The 19,316-nt window shown below is 41.1% G+C and carries 17 protein-coding genes; 12 read left to right on the top strand and 5 right to left on the bottom strand.

The annotated features are described in order from the left end of the window. A partial coding sequence (locus ABWO12_RS06000) for a DUF5686 and carboxypeptidase-like regulatory domain-containing protein (RefSeq protein ID WP_353087863.1) occupies positions 1–2,394 on the bottom strand: 2,394 nt, incomplete at its 3' end. Between the two features lie 68 nt (positions 2,395–2,462). After that, on the bottom strand, positions 2,463–3,458 hold the full coding sequence (locus ABWO12_RS06005; protein WP_353087892.1) for a pyruvate dehydrogenase complex E1 component subunit beta: 996 nt from the start codon (positions 3,456–3,458) through the stop codon (positions 2,463–2,465). Positions 3,459–3,783: 325 nt separating this feature from the next. Here ABWO12_RS06005 and ABWO12_RS06010 point away from each other — a divergent pair, with 325 nt between their 5' ends. From ABWO12_RS06010 to ABWO12_RS06025, 4 genes are all read left to right on the top strand, one after another. Continuing rightward, a complete protein-coding gene (locus ABWO12_RS06010) occupies positions 3,784–4,530 on the top strand; it encodes an electron transfer flavoprotein subunit beta/FixA family protein (RefSeq protein ID WP_288041108.1) in 747 nt (248 codons plus the stop codon). A 19-nt stretch (positions 4,531–4,549) separates the two neighbouring features. Next, positions 4,550–5,518, top strand: coding sequence for an electron transfer flavoprotein subunit alpha/FixB family protein (locus tag ABWO12_RS06015; protein ID WP_353087864.1), 969 nt, complete (start codon positions 4,550–4,552; stop codon positions 5,516–5,518). 226 nt (positions 5,519–5,744) lie between these two features. Next, positions 5,745–6,353 (top strand): bifunctional nuclease domain-containing protein, encoded by a 609-nt coding sequence (locus ABWO12_RS06020; protein ID WP_353087865.1) that lies wholly within the window; start codon positions 5,745–5,747, stop codon positions 6,351–6,353. Between the two features lie 12 nt (positions 6,354–6,365). Then, a complete protein-coding gene (locus ABWO12_RS06025) occupies positions 6,366–7,190 on the top strand; it encodes a thymidylate synthase (RefSeq protein ID WP_353087866.1) in 825 nt (274 codons plus the stop codon). 89 nt (positions 7,191–7,279) lie between these two features. Here the strand turns inward: ABWO12_RS06025 and ABWO12_RS06030 are convergent, their stop codons facing one another. Next, complete coding sequence (locus ABWO12_RS06030; RefSeq protein ID WP_353087867.1) at positions 7,280–7,576, bottom strand: isoamylase early set domain-containing protein; 297 nt, start codon at positions 7,574–7,576, stop codon at positions 7,280–7,282. A gap of 314 nt (positions 7,577–7,890) precedes the next feature. On the opposite strand from ABWO12_RS06030, the gene ABWO12_RS06035 reads away from it, so the two are divergent. The 3 genes from ABWO12_RS06035 to porT are packed head-to-tail and all read left to right on the top strand — an operon-like array spanning position 7,891 to position 9,864. Beyond that, positions 7,891–8,373 carry a dihydrofolate reductase gene (locus tag ABWO12_RS06035; RefSeq protein ID WP_353087868.1) on the top strand — a complete coding sequence of 161 codons (483 nt, stop codon included), beginning with the start codon at positions 7,891–7,893 and terminating at the stop codon, positions 8,371–8,373. Positions 8,374–8,430: 57 nt separating this feature from the next. Continuing rightward, positions 8,431–9,159, top strand: a complete 729-nt coding sequence (gene ubiE, locus ABWO12_RS06040) for a bifunctional demethylmenaquinone methyltransferase/2-methoxy-6-polyprenyl-1,4-benzoquinol methylase UbiE (RefSeq protein ID WP_353087869.1) — start codon at positions 8,431–8,433, stop codon at positions 9,157–9,159. Between the two features lie 3 nt (positions 9,160–9,162). Next, positions 9,163–9,864, top strand: coding sequence for a type IX secretion/gliding motility protein PorT/SprT (porT, locus tag ABWO12_RS06045; RefSeq protein WP_353087870.1), 702 nt, complete (start codon positions 9,163–9,165; stop codon positions 9,862–9,864). On the opposite strand, the gene ABWO12_RS06050 is transcribed toward porT, so the two are convergent. After that, a complete protein-coding gene (locus tag ABWO12_RS06050) occupies positions 9,861–10,586 on the bottom strand; it encodes a TrmH family RNA methyltransferase (protein ID WP_353087871.1) in 726 nt (241 codons plus the stop codon). The genes porT and ABWO12_RS06050 overlap by 4 nt on opposite strands. Positions 10,587–10,622: 36 nt before the next feature. On the opposite strand from ABWO12_RS06050, the gene tamL reads away from it, so the two are divergent. The 3 genes from tamL to accD all read left to right on the top strand — a co-directional run bounded on the left by tamL (position 10,623) and on the right by accD (position 15,216). Beyond that, entirely contained in the window at positions 10,623–13,172 is a 2,550-nt protein-coding gene (gene tamL, locus ABWO12_RS06055; RefSeq protein ID WP_353087872.1) for a translocation and assembly module lipoprotein TamL, read from the top strand. 48 nt (positions 13,173–13,220) lie between these two features. Beyond that, positions 13,221–14,291: a class II fructose-bisphosphate aldolase gene (gene fbaA / locus ABWO12_RS06060; RefSeq protein WP_353087873.1), complete on the top strand. Its 1,071-nt coding sequence runs from the start codon at positions 13,221–13,223 to the stop codon at positions 14,289–14,291. Positions 14,292–14,361: 70 nt separating this feature from the next. Beyond that, positions 14,362–15,216: an acetyl-CoA carboxylase, carboxyltransferase subunit beta gene (gene accD / locus ABWO12_RS06065; RefSeq protein WP_073361555.1), complete on the top strand. Its 855-nt coding sequence runs from the start codon at positions 14,362–14,364 to the stop codon at positions 15,214–15,216. A gap of 80 nt (positions 15,217–15,296) precedes the next feature. Here the strand turns inward: accD and ABWO12_RS06070 are convergent, their stop codons facing one another. Next, positions 15,297–16,541 (bottom strand): ABC transporter permease, encoded by a 1,245-nt coding sequence (locus ABWO12_RS06070; RefSeq protein WP_353087893.1) that lies wholly within the window; start codon positions 16,539–16,541, stop codon positions 15,297–15,299. Between the two features lie 142 nt (positions 16,542–16,683). On the opposite strand from ABWO12_RS06070, the gene purH reads away from it, so the two are divergent. Both purH and ABWO12_RS06080 read left to right on the top strand, forming a co-directional pair. Continuing rightward, the gene (gene purH / locus ABWO12_RS06075; RefSeq protein ID WP_353087874.1) at positions 16,684–18,210 is read left to right on the top strand and encodes a bifunctional phosphoribosylaminoimidazolecarboxamide formyltransferase/IMP cyclohydrolase; all 1,527 of its coding nucleotides are present in this window, start codon (positions 16,684–16,686) and stop codon (positions 18,208–18,210) included. Positions 18,211–18,267: 57 nt separating this feature from the next. Then, positions 18,268–19,296, top strand: a complete 1,029-nt coding sequence (locus ABWO12_RS06080) for a rod shape-determining protein (protein ID WP_353087875.1) — start codon at positions 18,268–18,270, stop codon at positions 19,294–19,296. The last annotated feature ends 20 nt before the right edge of the window (positions 19,297–19,316 follow it).

Here is a 19,316-nt window from a genome sequence, read left to right on the forward strand (position 1 = left end):
AAACACTTTAAAGATATTACCAATCCCCACACTGTATTCCCAATACGGCGTAGCGGGAGCTTTGTAAACCAATCCTGAGGCATTTAAGAGTCGGTTTTCTTCCGAAAAATCGCCATAAGCTCCTCGAATTCCGATAATTTCGCGCCAATTCAACTTGCGCAACATCGGGATACGCGAGAACAAGCGCCCTTGAAAATTATGATCCCATTGCAAGGTTAGGTAACGGTCGGAAACAAACTCGTAAAAATTAAGGTTACTAAACGTGTTCCCGATAATGAAATAGGTTTGGTTTCCGGGCACGATACTCATTAACCCCAGCGGGACTTTCCCAAACGTTTTCCCCATTTCAAGGGTTAAGTTGGTGCGACCCAAGGGTCCGATGATAATGGGTTGTTTGTAATACAACTGAACTTTGGTATAGTCAAAATCACTATTTAAAAACCCTTTAATCCCTTGACTAAACTTGGCGAATACCCGACTGTAAGGGTTGTCAACAGAAAGGCGCTCAACCCCATACCCTACTGTTTTTCGTCCAGGGGTATATTCAACTTGAAAATGGGCTTCTCCCTGACGCAAGTCGCCTCGTGTTTGTGTTCGGGCATCATCGATAAAATAATCCATGGTGAAAAACTCACGGGAAGCCGACTCAAGAGTGCGATAGGAAAGACCTGTTTCGAATACTAAATTTTTAAGGGGTTCGATTTCAAGAGCCGTGGTGGTGAGATTGATGTTGGACAGTTTGCCATTGGTTCCCGACATGAAAACCCCGGAGGAGGCAAAACTGCGTCCCAAGACATCATTGGTCGTAGTTAAACTCGCTCCAATTTGCTCGATATCACGTCGGTTTCCAGCAGAGATAATCAAGCGATTTTTGGTATTTAGCATCCACTTGGCCGAGATTCCGTATTTGAATTTATTATCGTCAAAACCGTAGGCGGTATATCCTTGTAAACGCCATTTGTCATTGGGTCCAAAATAGGTTCGCCCCCCCGCACGTAAACGAATTCCTTCCACAACATTGTACCCGAAGGTGGAAAAAATGGGACCATAGTCAAAATTTCCTTTTTGAATGTAACCACTGGCCAAAATGGTGACCAGATTATACATTTGCTTAAACTTTTTGACGGTTTTGAGGGTATCCAACATTTTATACACCCCAATTTCATCTTTATTGAGTTTTTCAAATCGATTTTGCTCCCAAAACGATTCGGGTCGGGTGTATACGGTATTGTCAATAAAGTTAACTTCCTCCTTATAAAACTTCTCTGGCTTAGGTTGGTTGAACTTATGATTGCGGTACAAGGACGTTCGTTTTCCGTAAACCCCTTTGGCTTCGTCTTTTTTGGATAAAGAGAAATCAGACATCATATAATCTCGGGTAAGCAGAAATACCGAATCGTTGACCACATCAAATTCTTGCTCAATATAAATGTCCTTAACCCAGTTGATGTTGGCACTTTTGGAAACCGCCATATTGATGGTTTTAATGGCAAAGGTGGAATCATTAACCCAAAAATCGCCTTTAAACGTGAGTTCGTTTTTACGACGGGGATAAAACACAATGTTGTAGCACCATTTATTGTCAATATAGGCACTGTCGCGCAACACATAATTATAGACATCAATTCCTGTGGTAGAAATCGGACTAGTAAAACTCTTGTCAAAAAAGGTCAGGTGGTTGTTGTAAATGTTGTAATCATTGTACAAATCCTTGATAAAAGTATTGACCCCATCTCCGTTGCTCAAACCTGAGTTTTTGTTTCCAGTAAGAATTTGTTTCACCTTACCCATTTTGTTATCGCCATAAACCTGATATACCGATTCGTTGATAAAAATAGGCAGGTATGTTTTTCCTGTTATTTTGGAGGTATCTACTTTTTTGAAAACAAATTCGAGTCCTTTGAAGATTTTACTCTTCATAAAGTTACTATCGATGGTATTCAGGTCAAATTCTACTTTCTCATATTTATCGTAGGCGTATTGCTCAAACATCCGCAGACCGTTCTTTCGTTTGCGCTCCCAAATCTTGCGCAGGATACGCAAGGCAGGATTGTTTTTCTTGGAAGTTTTACCTGTAAAAATGACAACTTCATCCAAAACCTGCTCTTCAGTGAGTACAATTTTCATGTTGTAGTTTACAGGCTTCTCCAACTCGACATCGCGGGTGGTATACCCCATGAAAGCCACCACCAAAACGGAATAGGTCTTAGAGGATTCAATATAAAACTTTCCGTTTTCATCACTGACTACCCCTTCGTTGGACCCTTTAAAGACTACATTGGCGAAAGGGATGGGTTGGTTCTTTTTGTCGATTACCGTCCCACTCACCTTAGTCTGTGCCCATGAAAGAATGGAAACGGCGAAACACAACAAGAAAAGAAAATTTTTAAACATGAATTAGAAATTAAAAAAAAAGCCATCTCGAGACTTCCCGAAATGGCTTCAAATATAAGAGAATATCCTTATCGGTACATTACTTTTTTTACGGCTTTTACCACATCTCCGGCATTAGGCAACCATTCTTTTAATAAGGTAGGTGAATAGGGTGCTGGAGCATCAGCGGTGGTAATTCGTTGTACAGGCGCATCTAAATAATCAAAAGCGCGATCTTGAACCATATACGTAATTTCTGAAGCAACACTAGCAAAAGGCCAAGCCTCCTCCAAAACCACTAATCGGTTGGTTTTTTTGACTGAATTAATGATGGCATCATAATCCATAGGACGAACCGTACGTAAGTCGATAATTTCACAGGAAATGCCTTCTTTGGCTAACTCGTCGGCAGCAATCATCGCTTCCTTGATAATTTTTCCAAAAGAAACAATCGTTACATCAGTACCTTCTCGCTTGATGTCGGCTACGCCAATGGGAATGATGTATTCGCCCTCAGGCACTTCGCCTTTGTCTCCATACATTTGCTCCGACTCCATGAAAATTACAGGGTCGTTATCGCGGATGGCGGCTTTTAAAAGCCCTTTAGCGTCGTGAGGATTGGAAGGAACAATAACTTTTAATCCGGGACAATTGGCATACCAGTTTTCAAAAGCTTGCGAGTGCGTAGCCGCCAACTGACCTGCTGAAGCGGTTGGTCCTCGGAACACCATAGGCATTGGAAATTGTCCCGCTGACATCTGGCGCATTTTGGCCGCATTGTTAATGATTTGATCAATCCCAACCAAAGAAAAATTGAAGGTCATGAATTCAACGATTGGACGGCATCCGTTCATCGCAGAACCCACAGCAATACCTGCAAATCCCAGCTCAGCAATTGGGGTATCGATGACACGCTTGGGACCAAATTCATCAAGCATTCCTTTGGAGGCTTTGTAAGCGCCATTGTACTCGGCCACCTCTTCCCCCATCAAATATACTGATTCGTCGCGACGCATTTCTTCACTCATCGCTTCGGCAATCGCTTCTCTAAATTGTATCGTTCTCATATCGAATAAATCGTTAATCCATTTTTGGAAAGGCAAAAATAACAAATCTACAGGATTTAAATATTGCCCTTTCCTATTTTGTGTGTGCTTTTTTTACGAAATCGATATAGGTGAAAAAAAATAGCCTAAAATAACGAAAGATTAGGGTGTCTTTTTTGAATAATTTTTCACTCCAAAAGAAAATCTGCGTTAAATTTTTTATAAAAACCAACTTTTCCCCCAACATCTTCAAGAATCTTTGACAAAATCGATTGAAATATGAAAAAATATTATGCGTGCATACAAAAATTAGAAATATATTTTTTACTTTTACATCGGAAAAATTTAAACCCCTCTATACGGTATGAAAATATTAGTTTGCATCAGCCATGTACCTGATACTACTTCAAAAATTAACTTCGTCAACGGGGACACGGAGTTTGACACTAATGGTGTTCAATATGTGATCAACCCGAATGACGAATTTGGATTAACCCGTGCCATTTGGTTCCAAGAACAACAAGGTGCTAAAGTGACGGTTGTAAATGTGGGAGGCCCTGATACAGAGGCAACCTTACGAAAAGCACTTGCGATTGGTGCTGATGACGCAATTCGGGTCAATGCCGTTCCGATGGATGGATTTTTTGTGGCACAACAATTGGCCGAAGTCGCTAAAAATGGTGGTTATGATTTGATTATTTGCGGAAAAGAGTCTTTGGACTACAACGGAGGTATGGTGCCGGGAATGATGGCTGGCTTATTGGGGCACAACTTTGTGAATGCGTGTACCGAACTCACCGTAGAAGGTACACAAGCCAAAGCTGCCCGCGAAATCGACGGAGGTAAAGAAGTTATTGCTACGGCATTACCTTTGGTTGTTGGTGGCCAAAAAGGAATTGTAGAAGAAAAAGACTTGCGTATTCCAAACATGCGTGGAATCATGACAGCGCGAACAAAACCGCTTTCTGTTGTTGAGCCTGTAGGCGGTGACGATAAAACGAAGGCTGTTAAATTTGAAAAACCAGCGCCAAAATCAGCGGTGAAAATGGTTTCTCCCGACAATCTTGACGAACTCATTAACTTATTACACAACGAAGCAAAAGTAATTTAAGCTTCCAAAAAATATCACTATGTCTGTAGTACTTTATGCCGAATCATCAGACGGCAAATTCAAAAAAGTAGCGTTGGAATTAGCTTCCTACGCCAAAGCAGTAGCCGACGCATTAGGAACTCAGGTTACCGCGGTAACAATCAATGCTAGTGATGCTAGCGAATTGGGAAAATATGGAGTAACTAAAGTCCTTCAAGTTCAGAATGATGCACTCCAATCATTCAATGCCAAAGCATACGCCGATGTGATCCAACAAGCTGCTCATCAAGAAGGCGCTCAAGTAGTGGTGTTTTCTTCTTCCACCGACAGCTTGTATGTAGCACCCTTGGTAGCTGTAGCTTTGGAGGCAGGAATGGCATCGAATGTTGTTGCGGCTCCTGTAAGCACCGCTCCGTTTCAAGTGAAACGCAGTGCTTTTTCCCAAAAAGCCTTTAATTATACCACCATCAATACCGCTGTAAAGGTGTTGAGTATCTCGAAAAACTCCTTTGGAATACATGAAAACGCTACGAGTGTTGCTGCTGAAGCCTTTGCACCGCAATTAAACGAAGGTGATTTTGCTACCAAAGTGGCCGCTGTTGAAAAAGCAAGTGGTCAGGTATCGATTGCCGACGCTGACATTGTAGTTTCAGGAGGTCGTGGATTAAAAGGTCCCGAAAATTGGCATATTCTTGAAGATTTAGCCACTACATTAGGTGCTGCAACGGCTTGCTCCAAACCTGTATCCGATATTGGATGGCGTCCTCACAGTGAACACGTGGGACAAACAGGCAAACCGGTGGCGTCTAACCTTTACATTGCCTTAGGAATTTCTGGTGCCATTCAACATATTGCGGGGATCAATGCTTCCAAAGTAAAGGTGGTGATTAATACCGATCCCGAAGCGCCCTTCTTTAAGGTGGCCGACTATGGAATTGTGGGCGATGCTCTTGAAATTGTACCGCGATTAACGCAGAAATTAAAGGAATTTAAAGCGCAAAATAGCTAAGTAATTCTGACCAAAGTTCACACGATACTAACGCCTTTTGTTTTTTCACAAAGGGCGTTATTTTTTTTAAAAAAACACCGAATCTTTTTGTTATTTTGCAGGCTGTAACATTACAGTCTGATAAACAAACGATTGTTCGTTTTTTTTTGGGGGACAAAAGGAACAAAACCGCCATCTAGACCCGTAGAGTCAAGCGGTTTAGAAATAGAAAAATAGAGGAAGGAACATGAGTTTAGTGAAACTTACCATAAAGGGAATTTCGTACAGTCAAACCCAAAACGGGGCCTACGCATTAATATTGAATGAAGTAGATGGAGAACGCAAATTGCCCATTGTTATTGGTGCTTTTGAAGCCCAATCTATTGCCATTGCCTTAGAAAAAGAGATCAAACCTCCCCGTCCGCTAACCCATGATTTGTTTAAGAGTTTTGCCGATCGTTTTGATATTGTGGTCAAGCAAGTCATCATTCACAAGTTGGTCGATGGCGTATTTTACTCCAGCATCATTTGTGAGCGCGATAAAATAGAAGAAATTATCGATGCCCGTACCTCTGACGCGATTGCCTTGGCCTTGCGTTTTCAGGCCCCTATTTTTACCTATAAAAATATTTTAGACAAAGCGGGAATCTATCTAAACCCAATTGGTTCTGAATCGGAAAGTGACGACGTGCTATCGTCGCCAGAGCCCTTAGGAGATTCCAAAGACGCGTCGGGAACTGGATTGAGTAAATTTAGCCTTGCCGAACTGCACGAGCAACTTGAAAATGCGGTGCAAGATGAAGATTATGAAAAAGCGGCGCGCATTCGTGATGAAATATCAAAACGTGAATCTTAAAAATCAACTGTAGTGAAGCAATACCACGACCTCGTAAAACATGTAATGGAACAAGGTGTCCAAAAGGGAGACCGCACAGGAACGGGAACGAAAAGTATCTTTGGGCATCAAATGCGTTTTGACCTGAGCGAAGGGTTTCCCTTAGTGACGACCAAAAAAATCCATGTTAAATCCATTATTTATGAATTGTTGTGGTTTTTAAAAGGAGAAACCAATATCGGCTATTTGCAAAACAATGGCGTTAAAATTTGGGACGAATGGGCTGATGAAAACGGCGATTTGGGTCCGGTATACGGTCATCAATGGCGCAATTGGGATGATAAAAATATCGACCAGATTGCTGAATTAATTACGACATTGAAGACCAACCCCAACAGCCGACGCATGTTGATTTCTGCTTGGAACCCTTCAGTTTTACCCGATACTTCGGTATCTTTTGCTGAAAATGTAGCCAACGGTAAAGCAGCGCTTCCTCCATGTCATGCTTTTTTCCAATTCTACGTAGCCGAGGGCAAATTATCCTGCCAACTCTATCAACGCAGTGCTGATATTTTTTTGGGAGTTCCTTTTAATATTGCCTCGTATGCACTATTAACCATGATGATTGCACAAGTTTGCGACTTACAACCGGGTGATTTTATCCATACGTTTGGTGATGCACATATTTATAACAACCACATTGAGCAATTGGAATTGCAATTGAGTCGTGAGCCTCGCCCGTTGCCTACCATGAAAATCAACCCCAATGTAAAAGACATTTTCGCCTTTACCTATGAAGATTTTACCTTGGAAGGATATGACCCACATCCGCATATTAAAGGAGCGGTAGCGGTTTAAATTATTGTCTTAATGACATTTATCTACTTCATTTGATGAAATAAAAAATCCGCCTTGCAGGGCGGATTTTAAAACAAACCAACTAAAACTTATACTTCTAAAACGCTGTTTTCAGCGTTGGCATAAGCATTCCAACGGTAGCTGTCGGCTTCTGGGTCATTAAGGTATTCGCCATCTACCACATATCTAAATTCAAAGGTGTTGTCTTTGGGTAAATCAAAGGCACCTTTAAACGATCCGTTCTTTAATTTCGATAGTGAACCGGACTCAAGATTCCAATCATTGAAATCTCCCACAACAGCCACTGTGGCCGCATCCTTGGCTTCTACAGTAAACGTCACTTTACATACCGGTTTCGTCTTTACAAACTGTTTCTTAATCGCCATAACTATTTCATTTATAGATTACTGCAACAAAGTAAAGCAAATATTTCGGCGGTTGTATCGCTCCAAGTACGATTTATGATATTCACAAAAACTGCCAAAAATTATCGTTCAATTGCTATTTTTTAGTTTTTTTTCTCATTAAAAAAATTTAGGAAAACGTTTTCTTAATCGTGGATTGTAAATTTCAGTTTTATTGATTCCTTCCATTTTTGGATAAACAAACGTCAAATTTTGACTAAAAAACGTCGGGAAACGGAATTCCAACCCCACATTTGAATGAAAGAACGTATTTTTACATCTTCAAAAACAATTCCATGATTACCTTAATTGCCGCGGCGGCGGAGAACAATGCGCTAGGAAAAGACAACCAATTGGTTTGGCATTTACCCAACGATTTCAAACGGTTTAAGGCATTAACCACGGGGCATTATATTGTGATGGGACGGAAAACATTTGAGAGTTTTCCCAAACCCTTACCACAACGTACCCATGTGATCATCACCCGTCAAGCCGATTATACCTATGAAGGATGTCTTGTGGTGCATTCCCTTGAAGAGGCACTAGCGGTTTGCCCTAAAGATCAAGTAACCTATATTATAGGAGGCGCAGAAATTTACCATCAAGCCATGCGTTGGGCCGATACTATTGAATTGACCCGCGTGCATGCCACTTTTGAAGCAGACGCTTTTTTTCCTGAAATTCCAGAGGAAGAGTGGAAAATAATCGCTACTGAATCGCACCCCGCCGACGACAAACATGCCGTTTCGTATACCTATTGTACCTATCGTCGGAAATAAAGCTATATAAAAATGCGGTAAGTTATGTACCTTTGCCGCGCAAATCAGCACACGCTTATGGCACAAAATGTTACGCCTTACAAAGATTCCTCTTTAGGAAAAAAGGAACAAGTCACGCAGATGTTTGACACCATTTCAGGAAATTATGACGGGTTAAATCGGGTGATTTCCTTTGGTATCGATGTCAAATGGCGTAAAATAGTATTGCGCCTGGTGCAAGAGCAAAATCCCGACACCGTTCTCGACATTGCCACTGGAACAGGAGATTTAGCGATTTTGATGGCCAAAACCAACGCTACCAAAATCACAGGCTTGGATATCTCTTCGGGAATGTTGGAAGTTGGAAAGCAAAAAGTAAAAGAACGAGCCCTCGAAAACCGAATCGCTATGGTGTTGGGGGATTCTGAAAACATGCCTTTTCCCGACAACCACTTTGATGCCATCACTGTTTCGTTTGGTATTCGAAATTTTGAAACCTTAGAAAAAGGGTTGGCTGAAATTTTACGCGTATTAAAACCCAACGGCATTTTTATCATTCTGGAAACTTCAGTACCCGAAAAAACTCCGTTCAAACAAGGATACCGTTTGTATACCAAAAATATTCTTCCCATTATCGGAAGACTCTTCTCCAAAGACAATGTGGCCTATGGATACCTCTCCGAATCAGCGGCTGTTTTTCCTTATGGAGAACAACTAAACAATATTTTGCGTAAAATTGGGTTTACTAACGTGAAAGCGCTGCCCCAAACCTTTGGTGTAGCCACGATATACACTGCATCAAAATAAGTTATGAAGTATTTTTTATTCGTGTTTTGTTTTTGTTCGTTAGGATTGACCGCTCAATCCAAAGGGATGTTTTCAAGAGATCCTATTATTAATTTGGAGAACTTTGACAAGCAACGAGTTCATTGGGGTTATTTTTTGGGATTTAATAGTTTTGACTTCAAAATTGATTACATCAACCCACCTGCGAGAGACATTGTGGTCAATGGAACGACTGGATTTAATGTAGGTTTGGTAGGAAATCTTCGCTTGCATGAATATTTTGATTTGCGTTTTGAACCCGGATTGTATTATACCCAACGTAATCTTACCTACTCTGGTTTTACCCGAACCATCGATGCGTTGCGAGAAGTTCGTTCCACCTATATCTCGTTTCCTTTACTTTTAAAATTTTCTTCCAAACGCGTTGGAAATGTGCGTCCCTATTTGGTTGGGGGGGTCAGTACAACCTTAAACTTATCCAGTAATTCTAAGTCGTTGGATGACAATTACCAACAAAGATTTAGAGTCAAACAATGGACCAATAATTATGAAATCGGATTTGGAATTGACCTCTACCTAGAATACTTCAAATTTTCGCCGTCCATCCGTGGAATCTTTGGTATGGGCGATGAACTTATTCGCGACAACAATCCCGACAGCCCTTGGACAGGGAACATTTCGGGCTTCCGTACACGGGGTTTTGTGGTTAATTTTACATTCCACTAAGTCGCTCGACGAAATTCACTTAAAAATATAGCCGTTGCCGTTGCCACATTCAAACTCTCCGTTTGTTGCAAATCGCCAAATCGGGGTATAGACAATCGATGCGTTACGTGTTGGGCAACTGCATCCGAAATACCGTTAGCTTCATTTCCTAGAAGTACTATTGCCGTTTGCGGTAAGTTTTGTTTGTACACTGAATCTCCGTCTATAAAGGTACCGTAAACGGGCAACTTCGTTTGGGTCAAAAAGGCTTCAATATCGGTATAAACCACCGAAACGCGACTCAATGATCCCATGGTCGCTTGCACTACTTTGGGATTATACACATCGACTGTGGCGGTACTACAAATAACTTGTGTTATCCCAAACCAATCGCACAATCGAATAATCGTTCCAAGATTGCCCGGGTCGCGAATAGAATCCAAAACCAACAACAATCCCTCCTCAAGTATAGCCTGTGGTTCACGCATTTTAAAAACTCCAAGGCAATTGTTGGGTTCGTGTAAAGCCGACATTTTTTTTAACACATCGGGGGAAATGAGTTCAGGAGGTAATGACGTTGGAGGCAACACTTTTTCTGTTTGAAAAAGATATACCGGCTGAAAATGGGAATGCAACAGTTCAGAAATCAGCTTCACCCCTTCAGCGATGAAGAGGCCCTCGGCAGTTCGGTACTTTTTTTGCTGTAAGGATGCAATTAACTTGATTTGGTTTTTGCTCACCATAAAAAAACGTTACTTTTGGATTTAAAATTTGAACCTTTGCGCGTCCACGTTACAAAAATAGCATTATTCACCGGAATCGTCCTTTTTCTTGTGGCCTGTAATGTTACCCAACGGGTTCCCAACAATAAACGGTTGTTGGTCAAGAATGAAATTGAAATCAACGGTAAACCTACGCGCGACGAAACCGTTTATGTGCAATTATACCAAAAACCCAACACGTCAATATTGGGGTATCGCCTTCGCTTGCAATTGTACAATTTAGCCAAGCAAAATGCCGATACCGCTTATAATCAATGGTTGCAACGAAAACCCAAACGGCAAGAACGGTTGAATCGATTTTTGTCGGCCAAACAAGTGGAGCGCTTAGGAAAATCATTTATCGTTTCGGGATTGAGTGATTTTTTGATGAAAACGGGAGAACCGCCTGCCTTGTTTGATTCGATCAGTGCCCAAAAATCAATCAAACGTCTCAACTCATTTTACTACAACAAAGGTTATTTTGACGTAGCCACCACCATCGAAAAAGACACTTCAAAAGCAAAAAAAATTGGCATTCGTTACCGTGTCGACCTCAAAAAACCGTACCTAATTGACAGTTTGAAGCCCCAAATTTCGAGTCCCAAGCTCGATTCATTATTTCGGCTAACTGCGGCGCGCTCCCTCATCAAATCGGGCAAACCTTATGAAACCGAAACCCTCAACGCCGAACGGGATCGTATTACTTCTGAGTTTCGCAATAACGGCGCCTATCTTTTTCAACAAAACTACATTAGGTACTCCCTAGACACCTTGGGGACGCAAAATAAGGTAAATGTACGTTTACTCATCAAAGACTACAGCTACCGCGAAAATGATACGGCCAAAACGGCTCCTTTTCAACTCTACACTATCAATAAAGTCGCCATTTTCACTGATCAATCGACCAGCAAAAACGAAATAAAAAGCAAAGACAGCGTTACGTACAAAGATTTTGTTTTGTACAGTGAAAAAAAATTAAAATACCGTCCCAAAGCGATTACCGATGCGGTTTTTATCACCAAAGGGAGTTTGTTTTCAGACAACAACACCTCGTTGACCACACGCTATTTGAGCAATTTACGGGTTTTCAAATACCCTACAATTCAATACCAGCAAGACCCAAAAGACCCCAATGGATTGATTGCCAACATTTTTTTAACTCCCAGAAAAAAATACACCTTTGGTGCCTCGGTTGATTTCACCCATTCGAATATTCAGGATTTTGGAATTTCAGGAAATACGTCTTTTGGAATTCGCAATGTCTTTAATGGCGCGGAAACGTTTGAAATTGGATTCCGTGGTAACGTAGGTTCCTCACAAGACTTGGCCAATCCGAACAATACTTTTTTCAATATTTCTGAGATCGGTTTGGATGCGAAGTTGAATTTCCCGCGTATCTTCTTTCTGTTCAATACCGAAAAAATCATTCCCAAAACCATGTTGCCCACTACGTCTATGACCATTGGTTATGCCAAACAACGCAACATCGGTTTGGACAAACAAAACTTTACGGGAACCTTTACCTACAATTGGACGCCGCGAAAAAACACCAACATTCGTTTTGACCTTTTAAATATTCAATTTGTAAAAAATGTGAATATTGGAAACTATTTCAATATTTATCGGTCTTCCTATGATGTTTTAAATGTATTGGCTTTAAATTACAATGCCGATCCCTCTTTTTTTGATGCCAATAACAATTTGATTATTGATGCAGGGGCCAATGGTTTTTTCAATGCCGTTCTAGGCGCTAATCCCACCATAACACCCTCTGCGACAGATTTACGCACTATTCGCAGCATTGCAGAACGCCGCAAACGTTTGACCGAAAACAACCTCATCTTTGCCACCAATATTTCATTTTATAAAACCACCAATCGCGGGGTCAATGACAATGATTTTTATTCCATTCGTACAAAGGTTGAATCGGCGGGAAATATTTTGGCGTTGTTAGCCCGTGCCTCAAAACAATTGGAAACCCAAACAGGTGCCAATACTTTTTTTGATGTTGAATTTTCACAGTATGTAAAAGGCGAAATGGAATACATCAAGCACTGGAAATTAGCTGGAAAAAGTGTCATTGCCGTTCGTTCCTTTGCCGGTTTGGCCGTTCCGTTTGGAAATTCAAACTCAATTCCTTTTTCGCGAAGTTATTTTTCGGGAGGATCCAATGATAATCGCGCATGGCAACCCTACAGTCTTGGACCTGGAAGTAGCGGAGGCATCAATGATTTTAATGAGGCCAATATGAAGCTGGCGTTCAATGCAGAGTACCGTTTTAATTTGTTTGGAAAATTCAATGGAGCACTGTTTGCCGATGCGGGTAATATTTGGAATGTATTTGACAACGTGGAACAAGCTTCGTTTCAATTCAAAGGTTGGAAGTCAATGGATGAAATTGCCCTGGGCAGTGGTTTGGGGTTACGCTATGACCAAGGCTTGTTTGTGGTGCGATTTGACATTGGTTTTAAAACCTACAATCCTTCGGAACAGATTGAAAACAAATGGCTGAGAGAGATCACCTTATCGAAGTCGGTACTAAATATCGGGATAAATTATCCGTTCTAATTTTTTTTATTTTTACTTTTGTCGCTTAACGATAAATACAACTACACCATGTCACACCACATTAAACCCGGAGTAGCTACCGGTGATGAAGTTCAAAAGATATTTGCTTACGCGAAAGAAAAAGGATTTGCTTTACCTGCCGTCAATGTTGTGGGTTCGAGTACGATCAACGGTACTTTAGAAACTGCTGCAAAGTTAAAAGCACCCGTTATCATTCAGTTTTCCAACGGTGGTGCGCAATTTAACGCTGGGAAAGGATTGTCAAATGCAGGCGAGCAAGCCGCTATTTTAGGTGCTGTGGCTGGTGCAAAACATATCCATACTTTGGCCGAGGCTTACGGTGCGACAGTAATTTTACATACCGACCATTGTGCCAAAAAATTATTGCCTTGGATTGATGGCTTGTTGGATGCGTCTGAAAAACATTTTGCCGAAACAGGAAAACCTTTGTTTTCTTCACACATGATTGACTTATCGGAGGAGCCGTTGCAAGAAAACATTGAAATCTGTCAACAATACTTAGCGCGAATGAGTAAAATGGGCATGACTTTGGAAATCGAACTTGGTATTACCGGGGGAGAAGAAGATGGCGTCGATAATTCTGATGTTGATAGCTCTAAACTCTACACACAGCCTTCGGAAGTTGCTTATGCGTATGAAGAATTAATGAAAGTTAGTCCTAAGTTCACCATTGCTGCCGCTTTCGGAAACGTGCATGGAGTATACAAACCAGGAAATGTGAAACTTACGCCTAAAATCTTGAAAAATTCGCAAGATTACGTCCAAGAAAAATACAATACAGGGGCCAACCCAATTGATTTTGTATTCCACGGCGGTTCAGGATCGACTTTAGAAGAAATTCGTGAAGCCATTTCGTATGGGGTTATCAAGATGAATATTGATACCGACCTTCAATTTGCCTTCACCGAAGGAATTCGCGATTATATGACTGGAAAAATCGACTACTTGAAAACACAAATCGGTAGTCCAGAAGGGGCCGACTCTCCCAATAAAAAACATTACGACCCCCGCAAATGGGTTCGTGAGGGTGAAGTCACATTCAATGCCCGTTTGGAGCAGGCTTTTGCTGACTTAAACAACGTAAATACCTTAATTTAAATTTTGAAATAACGCTTACACTACTTTTCGAGATGTAAGTAACCATTTTCATGACCTAATACATCAAACTATGGCTTGGTTTAAACGTACAGAGAAAGGGATAAAAACCGCTACCGAAGAAAAGAAAGATGTTCCCAAAGGACTTTGGTATAAATCGCCTACAGGTAAAATTGTCGATGCCGATGAATTGGAGCGCAATTTATGGGTAAGTCCTGAGGATGATTTCCATGTGCGTATCGGAAGTAAAGAGTATTTTGAAATTCTTTTTGACAACAATGAATTCAAAGAATTGGATGCCAAGATGACGTCGAAAGACCCGCTGGGATTTGTAGATACAAAAAAATACTCCGAGCGATTGAAAGAAGTCATGGACAAAACCAAATTGAAAGATGCGGTACGAACGGCTGTAGGGAAATCTAAAGGAGAAGATTTGGTGGTCTGTTGTATGGACTTTGCTTTCATTGGCGGGTCGATGGGTGCTGTTGTGGGGGAAAAAATTGCCCGCGGTATTGATTATGCCATGCAACACAACATTCCGTTTATGATGATATCTAAATCAGGAGGAGCGCGAATGATGGAAGCGGCGTATTCGTTAATGCAATTGGCCAAAACGTCGGCTAAATTAGCGCAGTTGGCCGATAAAAAAATTCCTTACATTTCCTTATGTACCGACCCCACCACGGGAGGAACAACAGCCTCGTATGCGATGCTGGGAGACATCAACATCTCTGAACCAGGCGCTTTGATTGGTTTTGCTGGACCACGTGTTGTTCGTGATACTACAGGAAAAGATTTACCCGAAGGTTTTCAAACAGCCGAATTTGTTTTGGAACACGGTTTCTTAGACTTTATCGCACACCGTAAAGAATTAAAAAACAAAGTAAATCTCTATTTAGATCTTATTTTGAATCGCCCCATTCGTTAATCGTTTTGGGATAAAATTAAAAAAGCACGATTTCCAACGACCGTGCTTTTCTTTTTATAACAAACCAACACAAATACAAATTACATTCCGCTGCGAATGGCTTCCACGGGGTCTAATCGTGCGGCGGAAATAGCGGGCAGAATTCCAGAAATTACTCCAATTAATACGGCCAAACCTGTTCCTTTTAAAACATTACCAATACTTAGAATAAATTCAAAATCCAAGGCGGAAGTCAATAGAATAGTGAGCATCCAAACCAAGCCGATTCCTATCAATCCCCCGAAAAGACAAAGAATGACAGCTTCAAAAAGAAACTGAAAAAGGATAAATCGGTTTTTGGCTCCCAATGATTTTTGAATCCCAATCAGGTTAGTACGCTCTTTTACGGAAACAAACATGATATTGGCCACTCCAAATCCGCCGACCAACAACGAGAAAGCCGCAATAATCCACCCACCGATGTTCATCGAGCTAATAATTCCATCGATTAAATCGGTAAATCCAGAAAAAACATTGATAAAGAAATTATTGTCTTCGTCAACTTTCATACCACGGTAATTGCGCAACTTCTGGGTTAATTCGGCTTTAAAAGCTTCCATATCTACCCCTTTAACAGGTTTGATTACAATAACCGGCGTCATCGATTTGTTTTCGCCCAAAGCCCGACGGATAAAATTAACGGGGATGATAATTGAGGTATCGTCATTTCCGAACATTCCATCGCCCTTTTTCTCTAAAACCCCAACAATGGTAAACCGCTGTCCGTACATGCGCACTTGTTTACCCAAAGGGTTTAACGTCCCAAAAAGCCCTTCGGCCAATTCGGCACCTATAACCGCCACCGTAGCCCCTGAATTGGACTCTGATGCGTTGAAAAAACGACCCTCAGTAAACTCAAAACCTTGAATATCAATGAATGTATGGGTAACGGGCACAACATTAACATTGGACATGGTTTTGTCTTCGTATTTCACATTTTCCCATTTTAAGAAAATTTGATACGACATTTGAGCTGCATCGGGTAAGTTGTCTTGTAAGTATTCGAACTCAGCATAATTAACATTCGGAAATTGCTCGCGTTTCCAAGCGGGTACGGACGAAGGACCAAAGGTATCGTTGAATAAATAAATGGTGTTTTTATCTAAGCTGCTTAACTCTTTTTTGATTTTTTGGTCTAAAGAATCTACGGCTGCCAATACGGCGATGATAGAAAAAATACCGATGGTAACCCCCAGTAACGAAAGAAAGGTGCGCAATTTGTTGTTGCGCAACGCATTCATCGCAAATCCGAAACTTTCGTTGAGTAACCGAAGGTATAAAAGCATACAACTTTTGTCTTTACACTCCATAAGTAGCGGTTTATCGGCAATTGTTACAAGCGAGACAAAATCTTCTTTTTTATTTTAAAATTCACTTGAAAAATAGGGTGAAAAAACGCTACTTTTGCGCCTTACTAAACACAACAACATGACGACTACAAAACCTATTCAGTCGGCCCTGATTTCGGTATTTTCGAAAGACGGTCTCGAGCCCATCGTTCGTAAACTTCACGAGCTAAATGTTACATTATATTCTACTGGCGGCACCGAAGAATTTATTAAAAACCTAGGAATTACTGTCATTCCCGTTGAAGATGTGACCGATTATCCTCCCATTTTAGGAGGACGTGTAAAAACCTTACATCCTAAAATTTTTGGGGGCATTTTGAACCGTCAAGACCATGCATCGGATGTGGAAGAAATGCAAACGTATAACATCCCGCAATTGGACTTGGTCATTGTGGATTTATATCCTTTTGAAAAAACCGTTGCTTCGGGAGCTTCTGCTGCAGATATTATTGAAAAAATTGATATCGGTGGAATTTCGCTCATTCGTGCAGCCGCCAAAAATTTTAAAGATACGGTAATTGTGCCTTCGGTAAAGGAATATCGCTTGTTTTTAGACCTTTTAGAATCGGGCAAAGGAAGTACGACTTTGGAGCAGCGGCAATTTTTGGCAGCCAGAGCTTTTCACACCTCTTCGCATTACGATACGGCTATTTTTAATTATTTCAACCAAGAAGATACTATTTTTAAAATGAGTTCCGATCAAGGCCAAACGCTGCGATACGGTGAAAATCCACATCAAAAAGGGTTTTTCTTTGGTGACTTTGACGCATTATTTACCAAGGTTCACGGTAAAGAATTATCATATAACAACCTTTTGGACGTAGATGCTGCGGTTAATCTAATTTTAGAATTTAAGGACAGCGCTCCTACTTTTGCCATCCTAAAACACAATAATGCGTGTGGTTTAGCTACCCGCGCAACCATGAAAGAGGCGTATTTAGAGGCTTTAGCAGGCGATCCTACTTCAGCTTTTGGTGGCGTATTAATAGCCAACAACACCATTGAAGAAGCGACAGCAGCAGAAATAAACCAACTTTTTTGCGAGGTTGTCATTGCGCCTTCCTTTGAACCTGAGGCCCTTGCTCTTTTGCAAGAAAAGAAAAATCGTATACTTTTGGTGCAACACCCTACTGCGTTACCCCAACAACACGTTAGAACCTGTTTAAATGGTCTCTTAGTTCAAGATCAAAATGCGGTCACCGACACCAAAAACGGACTTAATTACGTGACTACAACGAAGCCGACCGAACAAGAAGTAGAGGATTTATTATTTGCCTCAAAAATTTGTAAAAACACCAAATCCAACACCATTGTCTTGGCCAAAAACGGTCAATTGATTGCTTCGGGTACGGGACAAACCTCTCGCGTTGATGCCCTTCGTCAAGCCATTGAGAAAGCGCGGTCGTTTGGATTTGACCTTCATGGAGCAGTGATGGCCAGTGATGCGTTTTTCCCATTTCCGGATTGCGTAGAGATTGCCCATCATGCAGGAATAACTGCGGTAATTCAACCGGGCGGTTCGATAAAAGATGAATTGAGCATTGCGTATTGCAACGAAAATAATGTTGCTATGGTATTTACAGGAACGCGTCATTTCAAACATTAATTTTATTATTTTTGTTGGGTGATTAATAAATAACAAACTAACACCCTGTAACATCGTATGGGATTTTTCGATTTCATGACCGAGGATATCGCAATTGACCTTGGTACCGCTAATACCCTAATTATTCATAATGACAAAGTAGTCATCGACTGTCCGTCTATCGTAGCGCGCGATCGGATTACGGGAAAAATTACTGCGGTTGGTAAAGAAGCCAATATGATGCAGGGGAAGACGCATGAAAACATCAAAACCATTCGCCCCTTAAAGGACGGTGTTATTGCAGATTTTGCCGCTTCTGAAGAAATGATTAAAGCCTTTATCAAAAGTATTCCGGCTTTAAAGAAAAAAATGTTTACACCTGCCTTACGCATGGTGGTTTGTATTCCTTCGGGGATTACAGAGGTGGAAATGCGTGCGGTAAAAGAATCCTGTGAGCGCGTGAATGGAAAAGAAGTGTATTTGATTCACGAACCTATGGCAGCAGCTATCGGGATTGGGATTGATATTATGCAACCCAAAGGAAATATGATTGTGGACATCGGTGGGGGAACTACTGAAATTGCGGTGATTGCCTTGGGGGGAATTGTTTGCGACAAATCAGTAAAGATTGCTGGTGACGTCTTCACAAACGATATTATTTATTATATGCGTACCCAACATAATTTGTTTGTTGGGGAAACTACCGCTGAAAAAATTAAAATTACAATTGGTGCAGCCACGGATTCGTTGGAATCACCTCCCGATGATATGTCGGTACAAGGACGTGACTTGTTGACGGGGAAACCCAAACAGGTTGAAGTTTCTTTCCGAGAAATTGCCAAAGCGTTAGACAAATCCATTCAACGAATCGAGGATGCAATTATGGAGACGCTTTCGCAAACGCCACCAGAACTTGCCGCTGACATATACAATACCGGGATTTATTTAGCCGGTGGTGGATCAATGTTACGTGGTTTGGATAAGCGAATTTCTTTAAAAACTGACCTTCCGGTATATATTGCCGAAGACCCGCTTAAAGCAGTAGTTCGAGGAACTGGAATGGCGTTAAAAAACATTCCGAAATACAGAAGTATTCTTATCAAGTAATTTGATTTTTTACTAATTTT

The organism is Flavobacterium sp. (assembly GCF_040379285.1).
In the GTDB taxonomy this organism is placed as follows: domain Bacteria; phylum Bacteroidota; class Bacteroidia; order Flavobacteriales; family Flavobacteriaceae; genus Flavobacterium.